This window comes from Iodobacter sp. CM08 (assembly GCF_033446605.1).
Classification (GTDB): Bacteria; Pseudomonadota; Gammaproteobacteria; order Burkholderiales; family Chitinibacteraceae; genus Iodobacter.
Window position 1 is genome coordinate 117671 of record NZ_JAWQUO010000010.1, and the last position, 23538, is coordinate 141208.

General features: G+C 49.7%; 26 protein-coding genes. 20 read left to right on the top strand and 6 right to left on the bottom strand.

Features of this window, described 5'->3' with window-relative positions:
- The first annotated feature begins 191 nt into the window (after nucleotides 1-191).
- The 4 genes from yjgA to R6242_RS07525 all read left to right on the top strand — a co-directional run bounded on the left by yjgA (nucleotide 192) and on the right by R6242_RS07525 (nucleotide 2780).
- Nucleotides 192-761 carry a ribosome biogenesis factor YjgA gene (yjgA, locus tag R6242_RS07510; RefSeq protein ID WP_293931649.1) on the top strand — a complete coding sequence of 190 codons (570 nt, stop codon included), beginning with the start codon at nucleotides 192-194 and terminating at the stop codon, nucleotides 759-761.
- Complete coding sequence (locus R6242_RS07515) at nucleotides 762-1412, top strand: HAD-IA family hydrolase (protein WP_318425681.1); 651 nt, start codon at nucleotides 762-764, stop codon at nucleotides 1410-1412.
- Nucleotides 1413-1432: 20 nt separating this feature from the next.
- Nucleotides 1433-2014, top strand: coding sequence for a molybdopterin adenylyltransferase (gene mog / locus R6242_RS07520; protein ID WP_318425683.1), 582 nt, complete (start codon nucleotides 1433-1435; stop codon nucleotides 2012-2014).
- A 103-nt stretch (nucleotides 2015-2117) separates the two neighbouring features.
- On the top strand, nucleotides 2118-2780 hold the full coding sequence (locus R6242_RS07525) for an alpha/beta hydrolase (RefSeq protein WP_318425685.1): 663 nt from the start codon (nucleotides 2118-2120) through the stop codon (nucleotides 2778-2780).
- Between the two features lie 20 nt (nucleotides 2781-2800).
- Here the strand turns inward: R6242_RS07525 and R6242_RS07530 are convergent, their stop codons facing one another.
- Nucleotides 2801-3706, bottom strand: coding sequence for a glycerophosphodiester phosphodiesterase family protein (locus tag R6242_RS07530; protein ID WP_318425687.1), 906 nt, complete (start codon nucleotides 3704-3706; stop codon nucleotides 2801-2803).
- A 230-nt stretch (nucleotides 3707-3936) separates the two neighbouring features.
- On the opposite strand from R6242_RS07530, the gene R6242_RS07535 reads away from it, so the two are divergent.
- The 3 genes from R6242_RS07535 (at nucleotide 3937) to R6242_RS07545 (ending at nucleotide 8002) form a co-directional block, all read left to right on the top strand.
- The gene (locus R6242_RS07535; RefSeq protein ID WP_318425689.1) at nucleotides 3937-4680 is read left to right on the top strand and encodes a 5'-methylthioadenosine/adenosylhomocysteine nucleosidase; all 744 of its coding nucleotides are present in this window, start codon (nucleotides 3937-3939) and stop codon (nucleotides 4678-4680) included.
- Nucleotides 4681-4883: 203 nt separating this feature from the next.
- The gene (gene aspA, locus R6242_RS07540; protein WP_318425691.1) at nucleotides 4884-6302 is read left to right on the top strand and encodes an aspartate ammonia-lyase; all 1419 of its coding nucleotides are present in this window, start codon (nucleotides 4884-4886) and stop codon (nucleotides 6300-6302) included.
- A 1022-nt stretch (nucleotides 6303-7324) separates the two neighbouring features.
- Complete coding sequence (locus R6242_RS07545) at nucleotides 7325-8002, top strand: PEP-CTERM sorting domain-containing protein (protein WP_293931659.1); 678 nt, start codon at nucleotides 7325-7327, stop codon at nucleotides 8000-8002.
- Nucleotides 8003-8016: 14 nt separating this feature from the next.
- On the opposite strand, the gene R6242_RS07550 is transcribed toward R6242_RS07545, so the two are convergent.
- The 5 genes from R6242_RS07550 to ribBA all read right to left on the bottom strand — a co-directional run bounded on the left by R6242_RS07550 (nucleotide 8017) and on the right by ribBA (nucleotide 11752).
- Nucleotides 8017-8526, bottom strand: coding sequence for a phosphatidylglycerophosphatase A (locus tag R6242_RS07550; RefSeq protein ID WP_318425694.1), 510 nt, complete (start codon nucleotides 8524-8526; stop codon nucleotides 8017-8019).
- A 67-nt stretch (nucleotides 8527-8593) separates the two neighbouring features.
- Nucleotides 8594-9544 (bottom strand): thiamine-phosphate kinase, encoded by a 951-nt coding sequence (gene thiL / locus R6242_RS07555; RefSeq protein ID WP_318425696.1) that lies wholly within the window; start codon nucleotides 9542-9544, stop codon nucleotides 8594-8596.
- A gap of 122 nt (nucleotides 9545-9666) precedes the next feature.
- Entirely contained in the window at nucleotides 9667-10176 is a 510-nt protein-coding gene (gene nusB, locus R6242_RS07560) for a transcription antitermination factor NusB (RefSeq protein ID WP_293931663.1), read from the bottom strand.
- Nucleotides 10173-10646 (bottom strand): 6,7-dimethyl-8-ribityllumazine synthase, encoded by a 474-nt coding sequence (gene ribH, locus R6242_RS07565; RefSeq protein WP_318425699.1) that lies wholly within the window; start codon nucleotides 10644-10646, stop codon nucleotides 10173-10175. Before ribH ends, nusB begins: the two co-directional genes overlap by 4 nt.
- Complete coding sequence (ribBA, locus tag R6242_RS07570; protein ID WP_293931666.1) at nucleotides 10646-11752, bottom strand: bifunctional 3,4-dihydroxy-2-butanone-4-phosphate synthase/GTP cyclohydrolase II; 1107 nt, start codon at nucleotides 11750-11752, stop codon at nucleotides 10646-10648. The genes ribH and ribBA overlap by 1 nt, the downstream gene beginning before the upstream one ends.
- Nucleotides 11753-12099: 347 nt before the next feature.
- Between ribBA and R6242_RS07575 the strand changes: the two genes are divergently transcribed.
- The 13 genes from R6242_RS07575 (at nucleotide 12100) to R6242_RS07635 (ending at nucleotide 23535) form a co-directional block, all read left to right on the top strand.
- A complete protein-coding gene (locus tag R6242_RS07575; RefSeq protein WP_318425701.1) occupies nucleotides 12100-12804 on the top strand; it encodes a beta-ketoacyl synthase chain length factor in 705 nt (234 codons plus the stop codon).
- Nucleotides 12797-13579, top strand: coding sequence for a lysophospholipid acyltransferase family protein (locus R6242_RS07580; RefSeq protein WP_318425703.1), 783 nt, complete (start codon nucleotides 12797-12799; stop codon nucleotides 13577-13579). Before R6242_RS07575 ends, R6242_RS07580 begins: the two co-directional genes overlap by 8 nt.
- Entirely contained in the window at nucleotides 13566-13826 is a 261-nt protein-coding gene (locus tag R6242_RS07585) for a phosphopantetheine-binding protein (RefSeq protein WP_318425705.1), read from the top strand. Before R6242_RS07580 ends, R6242_RS07585 begins: the two co-directional genes overlap by 14 nt.
- Nucleotides 13827-13872: 46 nt before the next feature.
- A complete protein-coding gene (locus R6242_RS07590) occupies nucleotides 13873-14130 on the top strand; it encodes an acyl carrier protein (RefSeq protein ID WP_318425707.1) in 258 nt (85 codons plus the stop codon).
- A gap of 4 nt (nucleotides 14131-14134) precedes the next feature.
- Entirely contained in the window at nucleotides 14135-14668 is a 534-nt protein-coding gene (locus R6242_RS07595; RefSeq protein ID WP_318425709.1) for a hypothetical protein, read from the top strand.
- On the top strand, nucleotides 14661-16364 hold the full coding sequence (locus R6242_RS07600) for an AMP-binding protein (protein ID WP_318425711.1): 1704 nt from the start codon (nucleotides 14661-14663) through the stop codon (nucleotides 16362-16364). The genes R6242_RS07595 and R6242_RS07600 overlap by 8 nt, the downstream gene beginning before the upstream one ends.
- Nucleotides 16361-17098 carry a glycosyltransferase family 2 protein gene (locus R6242_RS07605; RefSeq protein ID WP_318425713.1) on the top strand — a complete coding sequence of 246 codons (738 nt, stop codon included), beginning with the start codon at nucleotides 16361-16363 and terminating at the stop codon, nucleotides 17096-17098. Before R6242_RS07600 ends, R6242_RS07605 begins: the two co-directional genes overlap by 4 nt.
- A complete protein-coding gene (locus R6242_RS07610; RefSeq protein WP_318425715.1) occupies nucleotides 17095-18033 on the top strand; it encodes an acyltransferase in 939 nt (312 codons plus the stop codon). Before R6242_RS07605 ends, R6242_RS07610 begins: the two co-directional genes overlap by 4 nt.
- Nucleotides 18030-19658, top strand: coding sequence for an aromatic amino acid ammonia-lyase (locus R6242_RS07615; protein WP_318425718.1), 1629 nt, complete (start codon nucleotides 18030-18032; stop codon nucleotides 19656-19658). Before R6242_RS07610 ends, R6242_RS07615 begins: the two co-directional genes overlap by 4 nt.
- Nucleotides 19645-20070: an acyl-CoA thioesterase gene (locus R6242_RS07620; RefSeq protein ID WP_318425720.1), complete on the top strand. Its 426-nt coding sequence runs from the start codon at nucleotides 19645-19647 to the stop codon at nucleotides 20068-20070. Before R6242_RS07615 ends, R6242_RS07620 begins: the two co-directional genes overlap by 14 nt.
- A gap of 106 nt (nucleotides 20071-20176) precedes the next feature.
- The gene (locus tag R6242_RS07625; RefSeq protein ID WP_318425723.1) at nucleotides 20177-20485 is read left to right on the top strand and encodes a hypothetical protein; all 309 of its coding nucleotides are present in this window, start codon (nucleotides 20177-20179) and stop codon (nucleotides 20483-20485) included.
- 115 nt (nucleotides 20486-20600) lie between these two features.
- Nucleotides 20601-21209, top strand: a complete 609-nt coding sequence (locus tag R6242_RS07630) for an outer membrane lipoprotein carrier protein LolA (RefSeq protein WP_318425725.1) — start codon at nucleotides 20601-20603, stop codon at nucleotides 21207-21209.
- Nucleotides 21202-23535: an MMPL family transporter gene (locus R6242_RS07635; RefSeq protein WP_318425728.1), complete on the top strand. Its 2334-nt coding sequence runs from the start codon at nucleotides 21202-21204 to the stop codon at nucleotides 23533-23535. The genes R6242_RS07630 and R6242_RS07635 overlap by 8 nt, the downstream gene beginning before the upstream one ends.
- Nucleotides 23536-23538: the final 3 nt, after the last annotated feature.

Here is a 23538-nt window from a genome sequence, read left to right on the forward strand (position 1 = left end):
CGCCACGTAGCAGCGCCTCAACTTTTACGCCTTATGTTTTTTATGGGCCCAAATAATTTTGCGGTATCGGCCCCTTTTAAGGGTGCAAATATGCATTTTTACCTTATTCGTGTGCGCTTGATTGCAAACTGATCGCAAAGCAAGGCGCAGTCTTTGGTATCATACCGGTTTTGCACGCAAGTAACCCTATCATGGCAAGACCAAAGCACGACCTCCCAGACGACGATATTGAGTACGTCAGTAAAACAGAAATGAAGACCGAGATGACTGCGCTGCAAAAACTCGGCGAAAAACTCGTTCCGCTCGATAAAAAGCAGCTGGCCACACTAAAGCTGCCCGAACGCCTATTTGACGCCATCTTGGCGGCAAAAAAAATCACGGCCAATGGTGCAACGGCAAGGCAAAAGCAATTTATTGGCAAATTAATGCGTGATGTTGATCCTGAACCGATCAACGAGCTGCTGAATAAATTAGCCGGTCTTTCTGATCGCCACAGCGCATGGTTGCATCGCTTAGAGCGTTTACGCAGCAGCATGCTGACTGATCCTAAGGTCGTTGAGAACTTCGTCACCGAACATCCAGACGTCGAGATTCAACAACTGCGCCAGTTAGTCCGCAATGCTTTAAAAGAGCGTGAGCTACAAAAACCTGCCAAAGCGTTCCGTGAATTATTTAAGCTGATTAAACAATATATTCCAGAGCCAGCTCTGCCCGGCCTAGAAACCAGCTCAGATGATGATGAAATGGAAGAAGCAGAATAAATGAATTGGCAAATCGAATGCACTGCAATGCTGTTCGATATGGACGGCACCTTAGTTGACTCCACCCCTTGTATTGAAGGGCTATGGCGACGATGGGCCGTTCGCCAACATTTAGACCCTGATTATGTCATGCAGCATGTGCACGGACGCCGTGGCATAGAAACCATCGCCCTTGTTGCGCCCCATCTTGATGCCGCTGCAGAAGTTGCGCTATTGCTAGCAGAAGAAGCCCGCACTTTAGATGGCACGGTTGCGATTACTGGCGCGGCAGCGTTTTTAGCCCTGCTCCACCCAGAGCAGTGGGCCGTTGTGACCTCTGCACCCCGCTCTATCGCCTTGGCCAAGCTCGCTTACGCCGGCCTACCTACACCGCTACATATTATTTCTGCTGATGACGTTAGCCAGGGCAAGCCGCACCCCGAAGCTTTTTTAAAAGGGGCGGCGCTTTTTAATTTAGCCCCTCAGCAATGCGTGGCTTTTGAAGACGCATTAAGCGGCGTGCAATCAGCACAGGCCGCAGGCATCCCCGTAATTGCGCTCACCTCATCGCATTCCAAAGCGCAGCTCAGTCATGCAGAGCAAGTCATTGATAATTACCACGCGCTCACGCTGCAAATCGGCGCAAAAATGGTGATATCCGCCACTCAGTAATCCCCTCTAGGTTACCCTTCATGAATACCTTAAAAATTGGCCTTGTCTCCACCTCAGATCGCGCATCCAGCGGTGTCTATCAAGACCTAGGCATTCCTGCACTTACAGAGTGGCTCGGCTCTGCTCTTAGCAGCCCTTACACCTTGAGCAGCCGCTTGATTAGCGACGATCAAGCCAGCATTGAGATCGCGCTTAAAGAGCTGGTGGATATTGAGGGCTGCCATTTAGTCCTGACAACCGGTGGCACTGGCCCCGCGCTGCGCGATGTAACTCCTGACGCCACGCTAGCCATTGCCGATCGCATCATGCCAGGCTTTGGCGAGCAGATGCGTCAGGTTAGTTTGCATTACGTGCCAACCGCTATTCTTAGCCGCCAAGTTGGCGTAATTCGTCAGCAATGCCTGATTTTGAACTTACCTGGCCAACCAAAATCCATTAAAGAAACACTGGAAGGCGTAAAAGATGCCGCAGGCAAGGTCATCATCAACGGCGTTTTTGCCGCCGTGCCTTACTGCGTTCAGCTATTGGAAGGCCCATATATTGAAACCCACCCTGAGGTGGTAGCCAGCTTTCGCCCAAAATCGGCGCTAAAGCCTGCTTAATACGCAACAAACATGGTGGGCTTCAGCCCAATCCTATCAACTTAAGCGAGCCAGCAGAAAGGTGCTGCGGATATGCACAGCCCCAATCAACAAGGACTAACAAATGAGCACACTACCTTGCGTAGAAATTGAAACCACCAACCAGCCCAGCGCCAGCGTAATTTGGCTGCATGGCCTTGGCGCAGACGGCAATGATTTTGCGGGGATTGTTCCTGATCTACAGCTGCCGGCAGATTTAGGCGTTCGTTTTATTTTCCCACACGCGCCTAGCATGCCCATTAGCTGCAATAACGGCTATGTAATGCCCGCTTGGTACGATATTTTACATTTTGATCAAATCAGCCGTCAGGCCGATGTGGCGGGGGTTAAGGCATCAGTTGAAATGATCCGTGCGCTAATTAGCCGTGAAAACCAACGCGGCATCGCCAGTGAGCGGATTATTCTGGCAGGGTTTTCGCAAGGTGGTGCCATTGCTTACACTGCTGGCGTACTCCACCCTGAAAAACTCGCGGGGATTGTGGCGCTATCGACGTATTTGCCCGCACCTGAGCTACTTCAAACGGGCCTTGCCAACCAAGCCACCCCAATTTTTGCCGCGCATGGCAGCGCAGATCCTGTGGTAGGCGTGCAACTGGGTGAGGCCGCCAGAGATCAGCTACAAGCACTTGGCTTTAGCATTAGCTGGCAAACATGGCCGATGCAACATTCGGTATGCATGCCAGAAATCCAAGCAATTGGGCAATTTATCACGCAGTGCCTGCGCTAAAAGCTAAATGACGCGGCTATTTACCTAGCCGCCGCGCGAATGGCTTTCATCTTGATCGGCGAATCGCTCATCACATGATCCACGCCTAGTTTCTCTGCTGCTTGATAGGCAGCAGAGGAATCCACACCAAACACGATGATTTTTACCTCTGGATTGGTCTTAAAGCAGCTCACCGCAGCGGGTGTCCACCAACGCGCTTTCACTTCTGAACGCCCCTCGCCCAGAGTAAATTTCTCAACCACCGTTACCGTGCGCTCCAGCTCCATGCCTACCCATGCCCCTGCTGCAGGCGGTGTTTCGCAGCTACCGCTTAATGCCACGCTACTGAGGCGCTGCCGAGTTGCATCTCTGGATTCAAACACCCTCGCCTCGCGATAATCCGCCAGCAAAGTTAAGATTTCTTTTTCTGTTGAGTAAATTCTGACTCGATCCCACGCTTTTTCTTCATCCAGCACCTTGGCTACGCTCGCCACCAAGGGCGCGGCGGGCAGTTGCTTCATATCCAGTAAAATCGGCACGGACTTAGGAATCACTTGTAAGGCCGCTTGCAGTGTGGGGATACGCACTGGCTGCTCGCGATAGGGAAATACTTTATTCTCGGCGGCATCTAGGCGGCTAAATGTATGGCCAGCGTTTAACTCTGCCAATTGCAAAAAGCTAAAGCTATTCAAAGCGCCTTTGCCCTCTGTTAAAGCAGAAACATCCGCAGGCCGATACAATACAGGCACGCCATCACTCGTCATTTGCACGGTAATCCACAGCATATCAGCACCATTGGCCAGCGCGCTTTGCACGGCCAGTAGCGTATTTTCTGGCGCATCCCCCGTCCCAGCACGATGAGCCACCAAAAGTGGCGCAGCATGACTCGCTGCCATCGTCATCACGCACAGCGCCACTAGCAGTTTATTTCCTAATCCAGAATGCATGACGATTCCTCAGCACAAATCAATCAGCGTAAAACAAGCAAATGACAAAAGAATGAAAACTAGTAAGCACCCTAAAAATCAGTAAAATAAGCACATTAAAATAATATTTAAGAAGTCTTTGTTATTAAAAGACAAAAAGTGATTATTTTATTTGGCATACGGCCCTATCTAAGGCATTATCCGCCACCTTGCCACACACGCTCGTGGCACTCGCCTAGGCATACAAACTAATGACAATTGGAATTATCGGCGCAATGGAGCCGGAAGTGGCTCACCTGATTGAGACCCTCGAAAACAGCAGCAAAGAAACCGTGGCTGGCATCGATTTTTATAGCGGCACCCTTGCTAATCAACATGTGGTTGTTACCCGTTCTGGCATTGGCAAAGTGGCAGCCAGCATCGCCACCACCTTATTGATTGCCAAATATCAGCCTAGTGCCGTGATCAACACCGGCTCAGCCGGCGGTTTTGTCGATCACTTAGACATTGGCGACATTGTGATTTCTTCTGAAGTGCGCCACCACGATGTAGACGTTACCGCTTTTGGCTATGAGATTGGTCAAATGGCACAACAACCCGCCGCCTTTACACCCGATGCAAGCTTGGTTGCCGCAGCACACCGCGCCGTTGCCAGCCTTGGTCAGGTTAAGGCCATTGATGGGCTTATCTGCACCGGCGACAGCTTTATCTGCGACAGCACCCGCACCGCGCAAATGCTTAAAAACTTCCCAACCATGGCCGCTTGCGAAATGGAAGCCGCCGCGATTGCCCAAGTTTGTCATCAACACGCACTGCCTTTTGTGATTATTCGCTCGCTATCCGATAACGCGAACAATGATTCACCCGTCGACTTTGACCAATATCTGATTAAAGCCGGTTATCACTCGGCCTTAATGGTGATTGCCTTACTGAATGAGCTGGATAACAGCCATCAGCGGCAAAAACCCCAAGACACGGCCATCGCCCAGCACTAAGCATACTGATGGTCTATTTTCTTTTGAAAATGGACCATCATATCCATGCCTCCCATCCAATAAACTAATAACATTCTTAATGCCAAATACTTGCAGTAAAAACAATGCAATTGGCATTAACAACCATTCTCTAAAATGTTGCGCAATATCACTTTGCTAAATTACCCCACTGATATGATTATTTTTTGTGGAGGTAATATCTGATGCAAAAGTTTAGAATTGAACACGATTTATTAGGCGAAAAAGCAGTCCCATTTAATGCCTACTATGGAATCCACACCCAACGCGCCATAGAAAACTTTCAAATATCGCAAAGTAAAATTAGCGACAATCCAATTATGGTTAAAGCACTCGCAAAAACAAAAAAAGCCTGTGCCTTAGCCAATGGCGAAATCGGCAGTATTGAGCCAACAATAGCCAAAGCTATTGTGCATGCCTGCGATGAGATCATTTCAAATAACCGCTGCTTAGATCAATTCCCAAGCGATGTATTTCAAGGCGGTGCGGGCACTTCGGTCAATATGAATGCCAATGAAGTAATTGCCAATTTAGCGCTAGAATTATTGGGCCACCCTAAAGGTGAATACCAAACCATTCACCCTAATGATCACGTTAACAAATGCCAATCAACGAATGATGCCTACCCAACCGCGTTTAGAGTGGCACTATACGAACACCTATTGATTTTAATGCAGCATATGGAAAACCTTTCTAGCGCATTTATGCATAAATCAGTTGAATTTAAATCTGTGCTAAAAATGGGCCGTACCCAGCTACAAGATGCCGTACCTATGTCGCTAGGACAAGAGTTTCACGCATTTTCCACCTTAATCAACGAAGATGTTCGCTTAATTGGGCAAATCAAAAACTTACTACTTGAAGTTAACTTGGGTGCCACCGCTATTGGCACGGGGATCAACGCACCACATCACTTTGGCCCGCTCGCCGTTGAAAAACTATGTGAAGTCACCGGCCATGCTTTTAAGTCCTCCGAAGATTTAATTGAAGCCACTTCGGATTGTGGCGCCTATGTTATGGTTTCTAGCGTACTTAAACGCACGGCCACCAAGCTCTCCATGATTTGCAATGACTTGCGGCTATTGTCTTCTGGCCCACGTGCGGGCCTTAAAGAAATTAACTTACCTGAATTACAGGCAGGCTCCAGCATTATGCCCGCCAAGGTAAATCCTGTGATGCCTGAAGTGGTCAATCAAGTTTGCTTTAAAGTGATTGGCAATGATTTAACCATTACTATGGCGGCAGAAGCAGGACAATTGCAGCTTAATGTAATGGAGCCTGTGATTGCCTCATCACTATTTGAATCCATCCATTTATTACAAAATGCCATGCTCGGATTAAAAGAGAAATGCATTGATGGCATTACCGCCAATATAGAAACATGCCGCAAAAATGTACTTAATAGCATTGGCATTGTCACCTTTCTTGACCCTATTTTAGGCCATGAAAAATGCGATGAAATTGGCAAAATATGTGCGCAAACAGGGCAAACAGTGATGCAGGTTTGCTTGGAGAAAAAACTACTTAACCAAGCGCAACTCAATGATATTTTCTCAAATGAGAATTTACTTAATCCGCAATACCTAGGTAAATGCTATTTATAAGCAGCTACGCATCACTTAGTAAAATGGATATAGCTTGTTGATGCTAAGCAGAACAACGCTCAACAATACCATTAAGAATATTGAGCTTTGCATGCTCAGCACCAAGCTACGGTTTCTCTACCTATTCAAAAAAAGTCATGCCACACAGCCCAGATAAATAGCCCATATAGCGCGAGCCATAGCCCGCGCTATTTTTAATGCCAAAATCATCACGTCTTTTAAAGCCCACCAACACGGCTCAGCTGATTGCCAGCCTTTTTTGTAGGCGCAACCCTAGCTTAATAAATTTCCCATTAATACATTCAAATAGCCCCTTTGGCTCATTTTTTGTCGGTTGTTTGAAAGCATCAACACTAAGAGATATAAGCCATAAAGCCGCAGCAAATAGCTGTCCCTACCGTATATTGGCTTACATGCGATATATGATTTTGTTTGCGTGAGAGGCCTAATTAGGAAAAATTTAACAATAGAAAATTATATTTTTATTATTAACTGCGCAATCGGCCTTGTGCCCCTAGCAGCACTGGCTCGCGGCGAGCCAGAAGCCATCACGCCGCTTCATCCTAAGTATGATTTAACTCACAATTATTTTATTTTAGCGCATACCACTTCTTTTTTAAGAAACAAACAATCGTTTTATTCATACGGATATCTAGCATCAAACTAAGCGGACATTTATCGAAAAAGGCAACCAAACATCAAATAAATAACACATGCCACACTCTAGCAAAAACAAAGAAATCAAGCACAGAAAGAATATAAGGCATACCACGTGAATTTTTACACGCGCAAGTAAATAAAACTGAGCTGGCATTTAGGGGGAAAATACAACTTGATGCTAAGCAATATTAGTTTAGCAGTAAAACATTAAGCACTTATAGAGATGTAAAAATTAATAAACATTAGCAGAAAGATACCCAATATTAAGCAATTCTAATAAATTGTAATCCTTGCGTTATTTATAAATGTCAAACTACACTTAATTATATTTAGTGTAGTTGTTCATATTTACTGGAGAAATCATGTCTATTACTTTTATTACAAAAAACATTGCGATTGCATTTAGTACCTTAATCCTAAGCAATATTGCACAAGCAACTGTCTACTCAAATACGGCCGCTCAAGATTCATCAGGCAACTTTATACTGGTTCCGGGCTTAGGTAGTGATGGCGGCAGCTCAAGCGCCACTACTAGCTTTGGTCAGCACTTTGTTGCCACAGGTGAAACACTGCAAAATTTTAATTTTTATGCCTCAGAAGGTAACCGTGGCAACATTAGCTTTGCCATCGCCGCATGGGATGGTCAAAAAGCGATAGGGCCTGCGCTTTATACCAGCTCAAATATTCTTTACAACGCCGGTTCACAAGCATTAGGTGCGAGCGGGCTTAACTTATCACTCACGGCTGGCAAGCAATATATCGCCTACCTAAGCACGGCAGGGATAGCATCACCCGCTGGAAACATCTGGATGAAAAGCTCCAGCACCAACGGCGGCTTAAACGACGGATTTGCCTCCATTAACTCCAACGGTGCAAACCCGCTATCACTTTCACAATCATGGACTAATTCGAATACAAACCTTAACTACACCGCAACCTTTACCACTCCAGTACCAGAACCTGAAACCTATGCACTATTAGGCCTAGGCTTGATCGCCATAATGACACGGCAGCGTAAAAACTTTAAATCAATACGCTAGGGCTTTGATGTGTATTACAAAGCGTAAAAGTATTGAATAGCCAGCAACACCAGTATGGCGTATCCCGCAGCAAGGATATCGTCGATCATCACGCCAATACCGCCTGGCACGCGTTGATCGAACCAACAAATAGGCCAAGGTTTAAAAATATCGAACAATCTAAATAAGGCAAAAGCGAATAGCCAGCCTCGAGGATTAAGTGGCACAAATAGTAGCACCAGCCACATGGCAACAATCTCATCAATAACAATGCCACCAAAGTCGTGGACGCCTAGGGTATTGCCTGTAATCTCGCTGGCCCAGCAGCCAATGAGGAAGGCAGGCAAGCAGAGCCAAGCAATAGACAGCGGGGATACGCACTGTATCAATAAGGCATATAAGGGCAATGCCGCCAACGTACCAAAAGTACCAGGCGCTTTTTTAGCCAAACCACTTCCAACACCCAAAGCAATAAAATGCGCAGGGTGCGCTAATAAAAACCGCCAGTCGGGGCGAACAAGCAGCTTTTGTGGATGATCATGCATACAAAACAACCCAATCTAATAAGAATATCAACTTAAAACGTGGCTACGTGGCTACGTGGCTACGTGGCTAGGCAAAATGATCAAAGCCATGAAATGTAATCGGCAATGGCTGTTTTGCGGCATCCAGTAGGGTGACATCACTACCCTGGCGAATCATCCCAACCTGCGTAAGGGGTAAATCCAGCTCTGCGGCCAGCGCAACAATAACCGCGTGCTGATCGGCAGCGGCAGTAAAGCAGAGCTCATAATCATCCCCCCCCGCCAAAAATGCCTCTTGCTGTAAATACTGCGGCAAGCCAGCCACATCTGGCGCAAAAGGCACGGCATCGAGCCAAACTTCAGCCCCGCAAGCCGATTGCTCACAAATATGCCGTAAATCTGCCAATAAGCCATCTGAGATATCTAAAGCCGCCGAAGCAATGCCGCGCAAACGCAGCCCAAGTGCTATGCGTGGCGTCGGCAAATCCAAGCGCAAGTCACACCGCACAGCAAGCGCCTCAGCCAGCGTTGCTCGCCCAGTACGGTGCATAACGGCAGCAGCAGCGGCCCCTAAACAACCCGACACCCAGACTTCATCCCCCGCCTTAGCACCGCTGCGTAATAAGGCCTGGCCGCGCGGTACATGCCCCGCAATTTGAATGGCAATGGTCAACGGCCCACAGGTTGTATCGCCCCCAATTAAGGAGAGATCATATTCATCCGCCATTGCCAGCAAGCCACGGCTAAAAGCGGCTAACCATGGTGCATCCATAGTGGGCATGGCAATCGATAAGGTAAACCAACTTGGCTCTGCTCCCATCGCAGCTAGATCAGACAAATTAACCGCGAGCGCTTTGCGCCCTAGGCGCTCAGGATCTGCATCTTGGAAAAAATGCCGCCCAGCCACCAGCATATCGGCTGAAATGGCTAACTGATCGCCAGCTGCAACAGAAACCAGCGCCGCATCGTCCCCCACGCCCAAATCGGCATTTTTAGCGGGGCGTTTAAAATAATAAGCAATGAGATCGAATTCGTTCAAGGCGCTTCAAGTCCATTCTAGGAACGATGTTTGGCGGGTATTCATAGGCATTCACATCGCGTATAGATAAAAAAAGACGGGCTAAGCCCGCCTTTCGATCAATCAACACATAAAACGACGCATTAGGCGCGGCGTTTGGCGCGATTAGCCACTACTTCATCAGCACGAACAGACTCGGCCAGTTTATCTAGCACGCCATTCACAAATTTATGCCCATCTAAACCGCCAAAAGTTTTAGCCAGCTCGATTGCTTCATTGATAATCACAGGGTAAGGCGTTTCTGGCATGCACACAATTTCAAATGCGCCTACATACAAAACAGCAGCCTCAACCACGCTGACTTCATCCATCGGACGGTCAAGGTGCGGTGAAAGTGCAATTTGTAATGTTTTGATGTCTTTAATTACGCCAAACAAAATAGAGCGGAATAAGTTTTTATCTGCACGCTTATAAAGCGCACTTTTTTCGCTTTGACTGGACGCTTCGCTTTCCCAAGTTACATCACTTTTTGACAAAAACTCTTCAATATTGCCGGGGGTATCTGCGGCCAATAGCCATTGATAAACGCCTTGCACGGCAAATTCACGGGAGAGACGACGGGATGATTTTGGTTTTGCTACATCGGAGGTCATGCTTGTAATGCCTTTAATAAATTCGCTGTTTCTACGGCGACACGCGCAGCGTCAGTGCCTTTTTCAAACACACGCACTTCAGCTTGTTCGTCGTTTTCAGTGGTTAAGATGGCGTTTGCCACAACAATGCCGTAATCAAGTCCGATACGGCTTACACCAGCGCCAGATTCATTGGCAACCAGCTCAAAATGATAAGTTTCCCCACGGATCACTGCACCCAAAGCAATCAGTGCGTCAAAACGATCCGATTCAGCCATCGCAGCCAAAACCAGTGGTATTTCCAAAGCGCCGGGCACCGTAGTAATCAGCATATCTTGCTCGGCTACACCCAGTACTTTAAGTTCAGCCACGCAAGCATCGCGTAAACCTTCGCAGACCGGTGTATTAAACCGGCTCATTACAATACCGATACGTAAGCCATTGCCAGTCAAATTAGGCGCAATAAAAGGAATATTTGCAGCGATGCTCATTATTTTTTTCCTTGAGACAATTCAAATCCAGTAATTTCTAAGCCAAAACCCGTCATGCTTGGGATGCGGCGCTCCGGCGACAATAAACGCATTTTACCCACACCCAAGTCTTTTAGCATTTGTGCACCAATACCATAGGTGCGCAAATCCCACTTCTTGCTTTCATTTAAGCCTAATTCTGGCAAAGCGCGGGCCAATAAATCACGGCCATCTTCGCTGCGATGCAGCAGTACCATCACGCCACAGCCCACCTTGGCAATCGCCTCTAGCGACGATTTTACATCCCAAGAGTGGCCGCTCTGGCCTAAATCCATCCAGTCAATCACCGACAAAGGCTCATGCACCCGCACCAAGGTTTCAATTTCAGGGCTAGGAACCCCTTTAATTAAGGCCAAATGGCTGGCAGACGTCAGCTTATCGGTGTACACCGCCAGCTCAAAATCACCAGCAAAGGTGGTAATGGTGCGGCGACCTGCGCACGCGACTAAGGACTCTGTGCGGCTGCGATAATGAATAAGGTCGGCGATAGTACCAATTTTTAGCTGATGCTGTTCAGCAAATACCAAAAGTTCGGGCAAACGGGCCATAGTGCCGTCGTCATTCATGATCTCGCAGATCACGCTGGCGGGCGTTACCCCTGCCAAAGCGGCCAGATCACAACCCGCCTCAGTATGCCCTGCCCTGACCAGCACCCCGCCAGGCTGCGCCATAATCGGGAACACATGACCAGGCTGCACGATATCACTCGGCTTGGCATCAAAGGCAATGGCTTTTTTAATGGTTAAAGCGCGATCATGCGCAGAAATCCCAGTGGTCACGCCTTCGGCCGCTTCAATGGACGCCGTAAAGTTAGTGCCAAAGCTGGAGCCATTGGCACGCACCATAGGCGCAAGCCCCAGATAGGCACAGCGCTCGGCATTTAAGGTCAGACAAATCAGCCCACGGCCATGTTTAGCCATAAAATTGATGGCCTCAGGCGTAACAAAGTCTGCTGCCAGCACCAGATCACCTTCATTTTCGCGATCTTCTTCATCAACCAACACCACCATGCGCCCGGCGCGCATTTCTTCAATAATTTCCTGGACCGGGGAGATATTGACGCTCATAACATACCTTTAAAGATCACTAACTTCTGAATAAATGAATCCGGCAGTGCGCATCACGGCGCTTAATTTAGGGCCAGACAGTCTGTCATGCAGGCAGTAAGCCTGCATTGTCCCAGATCAGCAGGGGATAGACCACCATTTTGCCAATGTATAAGAACCGGAAACGATGATCAGTAATACATCAGAAAATATGCCAAACGGGCAAAGTTCTTTCTTTCACCTGACAGCTCTGCTACTCTCTGGCACCTCATCATAAATACCTTAGCGTATTTGCTAAGCCAATGGATTCACGAGTTTTTAAATTCATTCCATTCGCCCCCCGTACAAATAAGCCAGACGATTGGAAAATGATTAGATTTCAGATTGCCAAATGGGCCGCATGGGCTCCCGCAGCAAACACATCACAGGCAAGTCTGTTAAACCTCGCTGGTTTAAGTAATGAAGCCCCCTCACTCAGTGAAATGCCTGCCATGCTGCGCCGCCGTGCAGGTCGGTTAGGTAAAACAGCGCTGCATACTGCCTATCAGGCCGCAGAGCAAGGAACAGCCTGCCCCGTTATTTTTGCCTCCCGCTACGGGGATATCACCCAATCTGTGGAACAACTGCAGCTACTCGCACAAAGCGGCGTTGTTTCCCCTAGCGCCTTTAGCATGTCGGTTCACAATGCTATTTCTGCATTATTTTCCATTGCCCGTAAAGACACCGCCAGCTACACCGCCATTGCCGCAGGCGAAGAAACAATAGAAGCGGCATTTACCGAGGCGATCGGCCTGCTGGCTGATGATGATGCAGCAAGCGTATTATTGGTGTGCTACGACGAGCCCTTACCTGCTCCCCATCATGTTTTTACGGAATCCCCCGCCTTTGCGCACGCCTTTGCTTGCCGTTTAGTAAAAGCAGACCGGGGATTTAGCCTAAGCAGCCACGCCACAACCCACCCTGCCGATGATCTGCCCGACGGTTTAGCCATACTGCACTTTTTATTATCAGAACAGCACAGCCTCCGGCATACCGCTGGAGCACGAACCTGGCTCTGGCAACAAGATGTTTAAGTCATTTGAACGAGGGTGGCGTATTCTTGCCACGGCAATCGCCTTCAGCGTATTTGGCGCTGGCGGCTTGCTATTGGGCTTGGTTTTTTTCCCACTGCTTAATTTATACATGAAACAAAACGCCAAAAAAACCCGTATTGCACGGCTGACTGTTCATTACGCGTTTAAATTATTTATAGAATTAATGCGTCGCACTGGAATATTGCGCTATCGCATCAAGGGCATAGAAAAACTAAACCGCCAAGGCTTATTGATACTGGCCAACCACCCCACTCTTATCGATGTGGTGTTTTTAATTTCACTGATCAAAAATGCCGACTGCGTTGTGAAGGCGGGGCTCGCTAAAAACCCATTCACCCGTGGCCCTATTAAAGGCACGGATTACATTTGCAATGACTCAGGCACACAATTATTAGACGATTGCATCGCATCGCTGCATGCGAGCAATAATCTCGTTATTTTCCCTGAAGGCACACGCACAGCCACCGATGGCACAATGAAGCTGCAAAGGGGGGCTGCTAACATCGCTTTACGCGGCGAATGCAATATCACTCCCGTTACAATACGCTGCACTCCCCTTAGCCTGACCAGAGGTTTGCCGTGGTGGAAAGTACCGGCCAGCCGGATGATTTTTACCTTGGACGTGGGTGACGATATTGCGGTTGCACCGTTTTTAGCCCAGGCTAACGGCGAAACCGCCCTCGCCGCACGCCAGCTTACACAGCATTTGCACGACTATTTTTTACCGGAGAAACCCGCCCATGTTGGCGCTTGAACAAGAAATCAAAGAACTGATTATTACCGCCCTCAATCTTGAAGACCTGAGCCCTGATGATATCGATAGCAAGGCCGCGCTTTTTGTAGACGGCCTAGGGCTGGACTCTATCGATGCCTTAGAGCTAGGATTAGCCCTGCAAAAAAAATACGGTGTTAGCCTATCGGCAGACTCAACAGAAACACGCGCGCACTTTGCAAGCGTTCAAGCCCTAGCCGCTTTTGTTTCAGCCGCGCAATCTGCATAAACGCATACAGCACACGCTTAAATTTTGTGGTAGCAAGGAATACAGTATGACCAAGCAAGAAATGTTCGAGCGCCTTAGCGCTATTTTGCAAGAAACTTTTGATACAGAAGTCAGCAAAATCACTCCCGAAGCCCGCCTTTACGAAGACTTAGATATCGACAGCATTGATGCCGTTGATTTAATCGTTAAGCTCAAACCCATAGCGGGCAAACGTCTGCACCCAGACGCCTTCAAAGCAGTTCGTACCCTGCAAGATGTCGTTGACGCACTTTATGAGCTAATGCAGGAAAAATCTGCCGTTTAAGCCTATGCGTAACGTTATTTTAGCGGTGATAACACTGCTCTATCCTCTGCTTATTTATCATGGGATGGGGCATTTCGAGCCCAAATGGCTAGCACTTTTGCTGCTAGCCATCGCACTAACACGCGCCGTACTCAGCAAAGAAAAAGTCTGGCTCATTGCCGCTGCAGGTGCGGCAGTGCTGGCTGCGATCAGTTTTTTTAGCAATCAAGCGCTGCCACTTAAGCTCTACCCAGTACTGGTCAATGCCGTGTTATGCCTGGTATTTGCCTTAACACTGGTGTATCCGCCAAGTGCCATCGAGCGACTGGCCAGATTAAGCGAGCCAGATTTACCTGCCAGCGGTGTGCACTATACCCGCAGGGTAACGCAGGTTTGGTGTGGGTTTTTTATTTTTAACGGTAGTGCGGCACTGATGAGCGCACTCTGGTCAGACGCCGCATGGGCGATTTACAACGGCTTAATTGCCTATCTATTGATGGGCATTTTATTTCTGGGTGAATGGCTGATTCGCAGGCGAGTAAAGGCAGCACATGGCTGAGTTTATTTCTCTTGATCGCCTCCTTTCTCAAGGGCGGCCTTCCTCATATCTTATTGCCGTTGCAGATGCAGATGCCGCCGAGCAAAACCTTGATTTTGCCGCGTTTTCAATTCAGGCAGCTCGCTGGCGGCAAGCATTTAAAGCGCATTCTGGGCATAAATTTGCTCTGTATTTTAATAACAGCGCCACCTTTGCCGCCGCCCTAATGGGTGCTTGGCAGGCGGGGAAATGTGTTTACCTACCGGGTGACGCCTTACCCTCCACTTTGCAGCGCTTACGTCATGAGGTAGATGGTTTTGCTGGGGATTTACCTAGCGAATACGCGCCAGTACAGCCCAGAGCCGCTGCCATTGACCCGTGGAACGATCTAGACCTTAACGCCATATCACTGGTGGTTTACACCTCAGGCTCTAGCGGCGAGCCCAGCGCCATTCCTAAAAAACTATCGCAGCTGAGTAGCGAAGTGGCGGCTCTTCATGCTTGTTTTGGCGGGCACAGTGCCACGGTGCTGGCTACCGTGTCGCATCAGCATATTTACGGCCTTTTATTTCGAGTGCTCTGGCCGATTTCTGCCGGATATGCTTTTGCCGCTGACCGACTCGCCTTCCCCGAAGACATAGCCGCCGCGCTGAGCACCACCCCAGATGCCGTGCTAGTTGCCAGCCCTGCGCACTTAAAGCGTTTACCAGAACAACTTAATTGGGGCAACGCAGCAGGCCATTTACGCATGTTATTTTCTTCTGGCGGGCCACTAAGCACCGAGGCACTGCACCTCTGCCGCAGCCTACTACGGCAAGCCCCCATTGAAGTCTACGGCAGCTCCGAAACCGGCGGCATTGCTTGGCGGGCTCGTCAGCAAGATGTACAAACGGCATGGCAAACACTACCAGGTGTAGCGGTCAAAGTGCGCGATGAGCTACTGCAAGTACGCTCAGCCCATCTAAGCGACGATCAATGGCAGGCCTGCTCTGACCGCGTAGCACTAACAGATTCAGGGTTTGAGCTAATAGGCCGTAGTGATCGGATTATCAAGATCGAAGAAAAACGGGTGTCACTCAACGCAATAGAAGACGCGCTACTCACTACAGGGCTTTTGCAAGACGCCCGCATCGTTGCGCTTAAGGGAGCAAGGCTTACGCTAGGTGTTGTTGCTACACCGAACACAGCGGGCTGGCATCTCTTTGATACCGCAGGCAAACGCGCACTGAATCAACAGCTACGCAAAACTTTGGCCCTTTGTGTAGAAGCCAGCGCCCTGCCACGGCGCTTTCGATACTTGCATGCGCTGCCTACCAACAGCCAGAGCAAAGTCACCGAAACCGCACTTGCAGCGCTCTTTGACCCACGCCGCCCAGAGGCACGCGTACTGTCTTTAAGCAGCAATCATGCCTTACTGGCGATTGATGTTAAGGCAGACTCACCCTTTTTTGACGGCCATTTTACTGACGCGCCAGTTTTACCTGGAGTGGCACAAATTGAGTGGGCGCTGCGTTTAGCGCGCGAGCTATTTGATCTGCCAGCGGTTTTTTTACGGCTAGAGCTAATTAAGTTTCAGCAGGTCATCACCCCTGATAGCCGAATACAGCTGGAGCTTGGCACACAAGCTAAAGCTAACGAATCTGTGCTTACATTTAAATTTCTATCTGCTGCAGGCCCTCACGCCAGCGGCAGAATTGTGCTGGGAGCACATCCATGAGCCTCATCAAGATCTGTGTGGTTATCCCCGTATATAACCATGGTGCAGCGATAGGCGCAGTAGTGGCATCCGTGCAACGCCATGGACTGCACTGTATCTTGGTTGATGATGGCAGCGACGCTAACTGTGCAGCGGTACTGGATCAGCTAGAAGCAACAGGCATTACACTGATTCGGCTAGCAAAAAACCAAGGGAAAGGCGGGGCAATGATTGCAGGGTTTCGCAGCGCCTCTGCTCTAGGCTATAGCCATGTTTTACAGATTGACGCTGATGGTCAGCACAATACCGCCGACATCCCTAAATTTGTAGTACTGGCTCAGCAAAACCAGCCAGCCTTAATCTGTGGCTGTCCTGTTTACGATGAAAGCGTGCCCAAAGCCCGTCTCTATGGCCGTTATGCCACTCATATTTGGGTGTGGATCAACACCCTATCGCTGGCAATTAAAGACTCCATGTGCGGTTTTCGCGTTTATCCGCTGGCCCCAACTATTGCGCTTTTTGATAGCACCAACATTGGCAAACGCATGGATTTTGATATCGAAGTGGCCGTGCGGCTGTACTGGCGCGGCATGCCTGTCATCAACCAGCCGACCCGTGTCAGCTACCCTAGTGATGGGATATCACACTTTAAAGTTCTGAAAGACAATCTGCTGATCTCTCGTATGCATGCCCAGCTTTTTGCCGGAATGCTGCTGCGCTCACCTTTGCTGATCTGGCGGAAAATTGCTGCATGAATAAGCAGAACCAACACTGGGCAGACATCGGCGAAAATACCTTTATTACCGGCATCTGGCTGCTATTTCATGTGCATCGCTTAGCTGGCCGCTGGCCATTTCGGCTGTGTATTTACCCTGTTGTTACCCTGCAATGGCTAACTAGACCCAGCCTACGTTATGCCTCTATGCAATATCTGCAGCGGCTGGAAGCCGCCACAGGCGCGCTCGGCCATACGCCATCAATACGAGACAGCCTAAAACACCTCGCGCTATTTGCCGAAACCATGCTGGATAAGCTGCTCGCTGTATCAGGCAAATATCGCTTTGATCAGATCAAAACCGAAGGCCGCGAAGCGTTTTACGCGGTGGCGGAGCAAGGCTTAGGCGGCATTATTGTGACCGCCCATTTGGGCTGCCTAGAGTTATGCCGTGCTATGGCGGCGCAGCGGAGCAAAATCCGCCTCAATATTCTGGTGCATACCCGTCACGCCGCACAATTCAATCAATTACTTAAGCGGCTTAACCCAGATAACGACTTACAGCTCATTGAAGTCACCGAAGTGGGCCCCGCCACCGCCGTGCTACTACAAAGCAAAATTGCCGCTGGGGAATACATCGTGATTGCGGGCGACCGTATTCCCGTATTTGCCAGCCAAACCGTACAAGCTGATTTTTTAGGCCATAGCGCCCCGTTCCCAGTTGGGCCCTATATTTTGGCCAACTTGCTCAAATGCCCACTCTATTTACTAGGCTGCATCCATGAAGGGCGCGGCTACCGTATTCATTTTGAAACCCTCGCTGATAAGGTTGTTTTACCACGCGGCCAGCGAGCTATCGCCATGGCTGGCTACGCGCAGCAATACGCCGATGCGCTCACCATCTTGCTGAAACGCTCGCCCTATGACTGGTTCAATTTCTTTGCCTTTTGGGACCAAAGCCATGCCAGCCAATGATGCAGCAACGCACCAAGACAATATTTGCCCTGCCAAGCACTGGCTCCACTTTTCAGACTTCCGGAACCCAATCCATGCCAACAACTCATACCCCGGCGATCTGCTTTGACGGCTGCCGCTTAAGCATCGAAGATATCGTCACAATTTCACAGCAAAAATCATCTGCAGCGCTCTCTGCCAACCCTGATTTTCGTGGCCGCATTCAAAAGGGCGCGGATTTTTTAGACCGCCTACTCAAGGATGATGGCGTAATTTATGGCGTGACTACCGGTTATGGTGATTCTTGCACCGTCACCATTCCGCCTGAGCTAATCGCAGAACTACCGCATCATCTTTACACCTACCACGGCTGTGGCGCTGGGCGTTTTCTGACCCCTGAAGAAACCCGCGCCGTGATCGCAACTCGGCTCGCGTCTCTTTCTCAAGGGATGTCGGGCGTCAGCATTGCGCTCTTAGATCAGCTTGAGGCCTTACTTAAGCACGATATTCTGCCGCTGATTCCTGCGGAAGGCTCGGTAGGGGCCAGTGGTGATTTAACCCCGCTCTCTTACGTGGCCGCCGTGCTTTGTGGTGAGCGTGAGGTGATGTACCGTGGCGAGCGCCGCGATGCCAGCGATGTATTTACTGAACTCAATATCCAACCACTACGCCTGCGCCCAAAAGAAGGCCTCGCCATGATGAATGGCACGGCGGTGATGACCGCACTGGCTTGCCTCGCGTGGCAGCGTGCCAATTATCTATGCAAATTATCCGCAAGACTCACCGCCATGAATGTGGTGGCAAGTGCGGGCAATGCGCATCATTTTGATGAAACCCTATTTGCCGTTAAGCCGCATGCGGGCCAACAAGCGGTGGCCGCACGTATCCGCAGTGATTTGGCTAGCCCAAAGCCCAGCCGTAACGACGAGCGTTTGCAAGACCGCTATTCCTTACGCTGCGCACCGCATGTGATTGGCGTACTCGAAGACGCCCTGCCGTTTTTTAGAACCCTGATCGAAAACGAGCTCAACAGCGCTAACGACAACCCGATTATTGATGCGACCAACGAGCGGGTGCTGCACGGCGGGCATTTCTATGGCGGGCATATTGCCTTTGCGATGGACAGCCTGAAAAACACCGTGGCCAATCTGGCTGATTTACTGGATCGCCAACTGGCGCTTTTGGTAGACACCCGCTTTAATCACGGCCTGCCATCCAATTTATCCGGCTGCACCGGCCCACGTGCGGCCATTAATCATGGCTTAAAAGCGCTACAAATCAGTGTGTCGGCATGGACGGCCGAAGCGCTAAAGCAAACCATGCCCGCCTCGGTGTTTAGCCGCTCTACCGAGTGCCACAATCAAGACAAAGTCAGCATGGGCACCATCGCCGCCCGCGATGCCTTGCGCGTATTGGAACTAACCGAGCAAGTAGTTGCTGCCATGCTGATTGCCGCCCGCCAAGGCATCACCCTGCGCCGCCGCATTGATACAGATCTACAACTACCCGCAGCACTGGCCACCATGCAGGCCGATTTAGAAGACCGTATCCCGCTGATTGTGGAAGACCGTGCCCTAGATAAAGAGCTGCAGGCACTGATCAGCAATATTCGTGAACAAGCATGGGTGCTGTATGACGAGCAATAATCTCAGCATTGAAATTCAGCTCTCACCCGCTTTTCATGATTTAGACCCGATGAATATCGTCTGGCATGGCAATTACACCAAATACCTAGAAATTGCCCGCTGCGCCCTATTGGCCAAGTTTGATTACGATTACCCGCAAATGAAAGCGTCCGGCTATGCTTGGCCAATTGTTGATATGCGCTTGAAATACATCAAACCTGCCACCTTTGGCCAGCAATTGATGGTGCACGCCGAAATCACCGAGTGGGAATCGCGCTTAAAAATCAACTACCTGATCCGTGATGCCGTAAGCGGCCATAAAATCAACCAAGCCCACACCATTCAAGTGGCGGTGGATATAGAGAGCGGCGAAATGCAATACGTCTGCCCAGCTATTTTATGGCAGCGGCTTGGGGTGGAGGAGCCGCAATGAAAGCAGAAAAAACTCACTCACTTTTTTTGCAAGAAATTCCCCCATCCACTTGATATAAAAACAATTAGAAATAATTGATTCATCTAAATTTTAAAAGGTCTTTTCAATGCAGTATCTTGTAATCGCTCTTATTTTATCTTCTATCACTTTAAGTGGCTGCGCATCCAGAGAAACAAAAACCAACCGAAAATTAAGTCAATTAGCTATTGTCACACCACTTATTGACGACACTTACGAATCCAGCGCGAATCATCGTGACAACAACATTAAATCAGAAAAAATCGTACTCGCCTCAGCGACTACACAGTGCCAAAACCAAGGAAAAACACCTGTTGTCCTCGAAAAAAAAATCAAAGAAACCCCTGAATTCGGCGTAATTCTTAAGTTTAAATGCGAGGTCAAATCATCAAAATAAACGGTCCATACTGTTTATTAAGAACAACTCACCATAAAGGAAGCTCCAAAAACAACGGAGCACCCTCTTGGTTCAGCTCAGCAACATTGGTCATTACAAAAGATCTAACAAAACAATGAAAACCATCTTGATGGGATTATTCTTCGCCACACTAACCCTGAGCGTTCAGGCCACAGATTTAGCCGCCAGCGTCAAAGAGCGGCTCACGCAGCCCGCCGTATTGCGCGGTTATTTTGAGCAAAACAAGCAGGTGGCAGGGTTTAAAAAGCCGCTGATTTCCCGAGGGGATTTTATTGTTGCACGGGATAAGGGAGTGCTTTGGCGCACTAAAACGCCCTTTGCTGGCACGCTTAGGCTAAGCCGCGATGAAATCGTGGCAAAACAGGGTGATGGCGAAGTGGCCTTTCGCCTCAGTGCCAGCAAGGAGCCATCAGTCAGAATGATTAATGGTCTGCTGTTTTCACTGCTCAATGGCGATGTCAGCAGCTTGGGTGAGCTATTTAAGATTGAAGGCAGCGTGAATGGCAAATCGTGGCAGCTTTTGCTTACACCCAAGCAGGCCGCATTAGGCAAAATCATGCGCAAAATTGCCTTATCCGGCGATCAATTTGTACGCCAAATTGATCTTGACGAAGCCAGCGGCGATCAAACAACCATCCGCTTTACTGCGCAAAACACTGAGCCCGCTAAACTAAGCAGCGACGAGATGGCCCGCTTTGAGTAAGCAAACCTCCACACTGCTGGCCAAAATTTGGCTGCTGATCGTGCTCGCCTTTATCGGCCACAATATTTATCTCTGGTCTGGGCATTTACAGCTAGATACCGATATTCTCGCCATGCTGCCACAGGATGAACGCGATCCTACGGTGCAAAACGCCACGCGCCAACTGGCCGATGCGGCAGCCAATCGCGTGGTGGTACTGGCTGGCGGAGCAGATTGGGAAAGCGCCAAAAAAGCCGGTGACGCTTATGCAACCGCACTAACAAACAGCAAATTGCCGCTGACCCTGCGCTACCGCATGGGGGATGAAGCAGAATGGCTGAGCTTTTTCATTCCTTACCGTAAGCAGCTACTGAGTAGCGCACAACAGCAGCTATTGCAAAGCCAGAGCAGCGATCAATTGGCCCAAAAGGCCGTTGCCATGCTGTATCAGCCTGGAATGGGTATGCCACGGCTGGGCGAGTGGCGCGATGATCCGCTTAATCTACTAGGGGGCTGGCTGGGCGAGCGCGCCGCACAAAGCAAGGTACGCGTCAGAGATGGGCGCTTAAGCATCAGTGCTGGTGATCGGCATTATGTTTTACTTACACTACAACAAAGTGGCTCGGCTTTTTCGATTAAAGCGCAGCAAGCGCTAATACCGGTACTGGATGCAGCCAAAGCCGCCGCACTCAGCCAAGCGGGCAAGGTGAGCATCCTAACCGTTGGTATTCCCTTACACGCAGCGGCAGCGGCCACACAAGCCGAGCGGGAAATTCACACCATAGGCATAGGCTCGATGCTCGGCATTGTGCTGCTTACCGTATTTGCCTTCAGCGCCATTCGCCCGCGCATATTGGTGACGCTATCTATTGCCGTGGGTTTGCTGGCCGCTGTTTCGGTCTGTAGCCTAGTTTTTGGCCGCTTACATCTTATTACGCTGGTGTTTGGAGCCAGCCTCGTTGGCGTGGCGGAAAACTACGGCAGCAATTACTTCAGCAGCCGTCAGGGCCGTGCCGCCAGCGAGCGCTGGGCCATGCTAAAAGAGCAAGCGCCGGTGATGTGGCTTGCCATGCTCACCACCGCCATTGGCTACGCCCTACTGGCGCTGACTCCCTTTCCTGGCTTAAGGCAAATTGCAGTTTTCTCTGCCGTGGGCTTATTGGCAGCCTTTGTCACCGTGATGTGGTGGTTTCCCTTGTTTGATAAAGGGCGGCTCGATCACACCAAGCTCTCACTCTGGATAGGCACACGCCGTGCGCTTTGGCCTACGCTGGGCAAAAACCGCCTCACGCTGATTTTTACCGTGATCGTCAGTAGTTTATTGCTAGCGGGCGGTATGTCTATGCACAGCAATGACGATATCCGCCTCTTGCAAAGCTCACCACCGGCACTGATTAAGCAGCAGATTGAAGTAGGCAAGCTGCTTGATCTACCTAGCCCTGCGCAGTTTTATTTGATTCGCGGTGCAAGCATCGAGGCGGTATTGCAGCAGGAAGAAGCACTTAAAGCTCGGCTTGACCCGATGATGACGCGTGGCCGGATTACGGGCTATCAAGCCATCAGCGATTGGGTGCCCTCACATAAGCAGCAAGATCTGAATTTGGCACTAACCGAGCGCACTGTGTTTGCCAAGGAAGGCGTACTCGCCAAAGCGGGGATTTTATTAGGTGAGACTCTGCAACCATCACACAACACGCCACCACCATTACTCCTAAACGATTGGCTGGCAGCTGCAGTGTCAGAACCGCTACGTCATCAATGGCTGGGCCAGTTTGAGGGCGGTTACGCCAGTGTGATGCTGATCCGTGGCGTCAGCAGCGCCAGCCAGCTCACCGAGTTGGCCGCCTTAGCACCACAGCTGACGGGTGTGCGCTGGGTGGATAAAGTGGCCGAAGTCTCGGAGGTAATGGGCCGCTATCGCGTCAAAATGGCTTGGGTGATTGCTTTGAGCTATCTACTGGTTTTTGCCGCGCTCACACTGCGCTTTGGTCGCAAGGCTTGGCGGGCGCTACTGCCAACCTTACTGGCCAGCTCGCTTACTTTGGCGATATTGGCGCTGCTTGGCCAGCCCTTACAGCTGTTTAATATTTTGGCACTGCTGCTGATTTTGGGCATGGGCGTGGATTATGGGATTTTTCTATTAGAAAACCCCGAGCCCCAAGCAACTAGGCCGTTTTTATCCGTCACGCTAGCGGCCATCTCTACCCTGCTTGCCTTTGGCCTGCTGGCGCTTTCTGCAACGCCTGCTTTACACGCTTTTGGGCTGACTATGCTGTTTGGCATTGGCCTTTCTTGGTTACTCACTCCTGCATTTATGCCCCTTACCTCCTTCATTCAAGACCGTTAAATC

Bases quoted from the DNA above. Each gene is read 5' to 3' on its own strand.
- yjgA (WP_293931649.1), top strand. From the start codon at position 192: ATGGCAAGACCAAAGCACGACCTCCCAGACGACGATATTGAGTACGTC.
- R6242_RS07515 (WP_318425681.1), top strand. From the start codon at position 762: ATGAATTGGCAAATCGAATGCACTGCAATGCTGTTCGATATGGACGGC.
- mog (WP_318425683.1), top strand. From the start codon at position 1,433: ATGAATACCTTAAAAATTGGCCTTGTCTCCACCTCAGATCGCGCATCC.
- R6242_RS07525 (WP_318425685.1), top strand. From the start codon at position 2,118: ATGAGCACACTACCTTGCGTAGAAATTGAAACCACCAACCAGCCCAGC.
- R6242_RS07530 (WP_318425687.1), bottom strand. From the start codon at position 3,706: ATGCATTCTGGATTAGGAAATAAACTGCTAGTGGCGCTGTGCGTGATG.
- R6242_RS07535 (WP_318425689.1), top strand. From the start codon at position 3,937: ATGACAATTGGAATTATCGGCGCAATGGAGCCGGAAGTGGCTCACCTG.
- aspA (WP_318425691.1), top strand. From the start codon at position 4,884: ATGCAAAAGTTTAGAATTGAACACGATTTATTAGGCGAAAAAGCAGTC.
- R6242_RS07545 (WP_293931659.1), top strand. From the start codon at position 7,325: ATGTCTATTACTTTTATTACAAAAAACATTGCGATTGCATTTAGTACC.
- R6242_RS07550 (WP_318425694.1), bottom strand. From the start codon at position 8,526: ATGCATGATCATCCACAAAAGCTGCTTGTTCGCCCCGACTGGCGGTTT.
- nusB (WP_293931663.1), bottom strand. From the start codon at position 10,176: ATGACCTCCGATGTAGCAAAACCAAAATCATCCCGTCGTCTCTCCCGT.
- ribH (WP_318425699.1), bottom strand. From the start codon at position 10,646: ATGAGCATCGCTGCAAATATTCCTTTTATTGCGCCTAATTTGACTGGC.
- ribBA (WP_293931666.1), bottom strand. From the start codon at position 11,752: ATGAGCGTCAATATCTCCCCGGTCCAGGAAATTATTGAAGAAATGCGC.
- R6242_RS07575 (WP_318425701.1), top strand. From the start codon at position 12,100: ATGATTAGATTTCAGATTGCCAAATGGGCCGCATGGGCTCCCGCAGCA.
- R6242_RS07580 (WP_318425703.1), top strand. From the start codon at position 12,797: ATGTTTAAGTCATTTGAACGAGGGTGGCGTATTCTTGCCACGGCAATC.
- R6242_RS07585 (WP_318425705.1), top strand. From the start codon at position 13,566: ATGTTGGCGCTTGAACAAGAAATCAAAGAACTGATTATTACCGCCCTC.
- R6242_RS07590 (WP_318425707.1), top strand. From the start codon at position 13,873: ATGACCAAGCAAGAAATGTTCGAGCGCCTTAGCGCTATTTTGCAAGAA.
- R6242_RS07595 (WP_318425709.1), top strand. From the start codon at position 14,135: ATGCGTAACGTTATTTTAGCGGTGATAACACTGCTCTATCCTCTGCTT.
- R6242_RS07600 (WP_318425711.1), top strand. From the start codon at position 14,661: ATGGCTGAGTTTATTTCTCTTGATCGCCTCCTTTCTCAAGGGCGGCCT.
- R6242_RS07605 (WP_318425713.1), top strand. From the start codon at position 16,361: ATGAGCCTCATCAAGATCTGTGTGGTTATCCCCGTATATAACCATGGT.
- R6242_RS07610 (WP_318425715.1), top strand. From the start codon at position 17,095: ATGAATAAGCAGAACCAACACTGGGCAGACATCGGCGAAAATACCTTT.
- R6242_RS07615 (WP_318425718.1), top strand. From the start codon at position 18,030: ATGATGCAGCAACGCACCAAGACAATATTTGCCCTGCCAAGCACTGGC.
- R6242_RS07620 (WP_318425720.1), top strand. From the start codon at position 19,645: ATGACGAGCAATAATCTCAGCATTGAAATTCAGCTCTCACCCGCTTTT.
- R6242_RS07625 (WP_318425723.1), top strand. From the start codon at position 20,177: ATGCAGTATCTTGTAATCGCTCTTATTTTATCTTCTATCACTTTAAGT.
- R6242_RS07630 (WP_318425725.1), top strand. From the start codon at position 20,601: ATGAAAACCATCTTGATGGGATTATTCTTCGCCACACTAACCCTGAGC.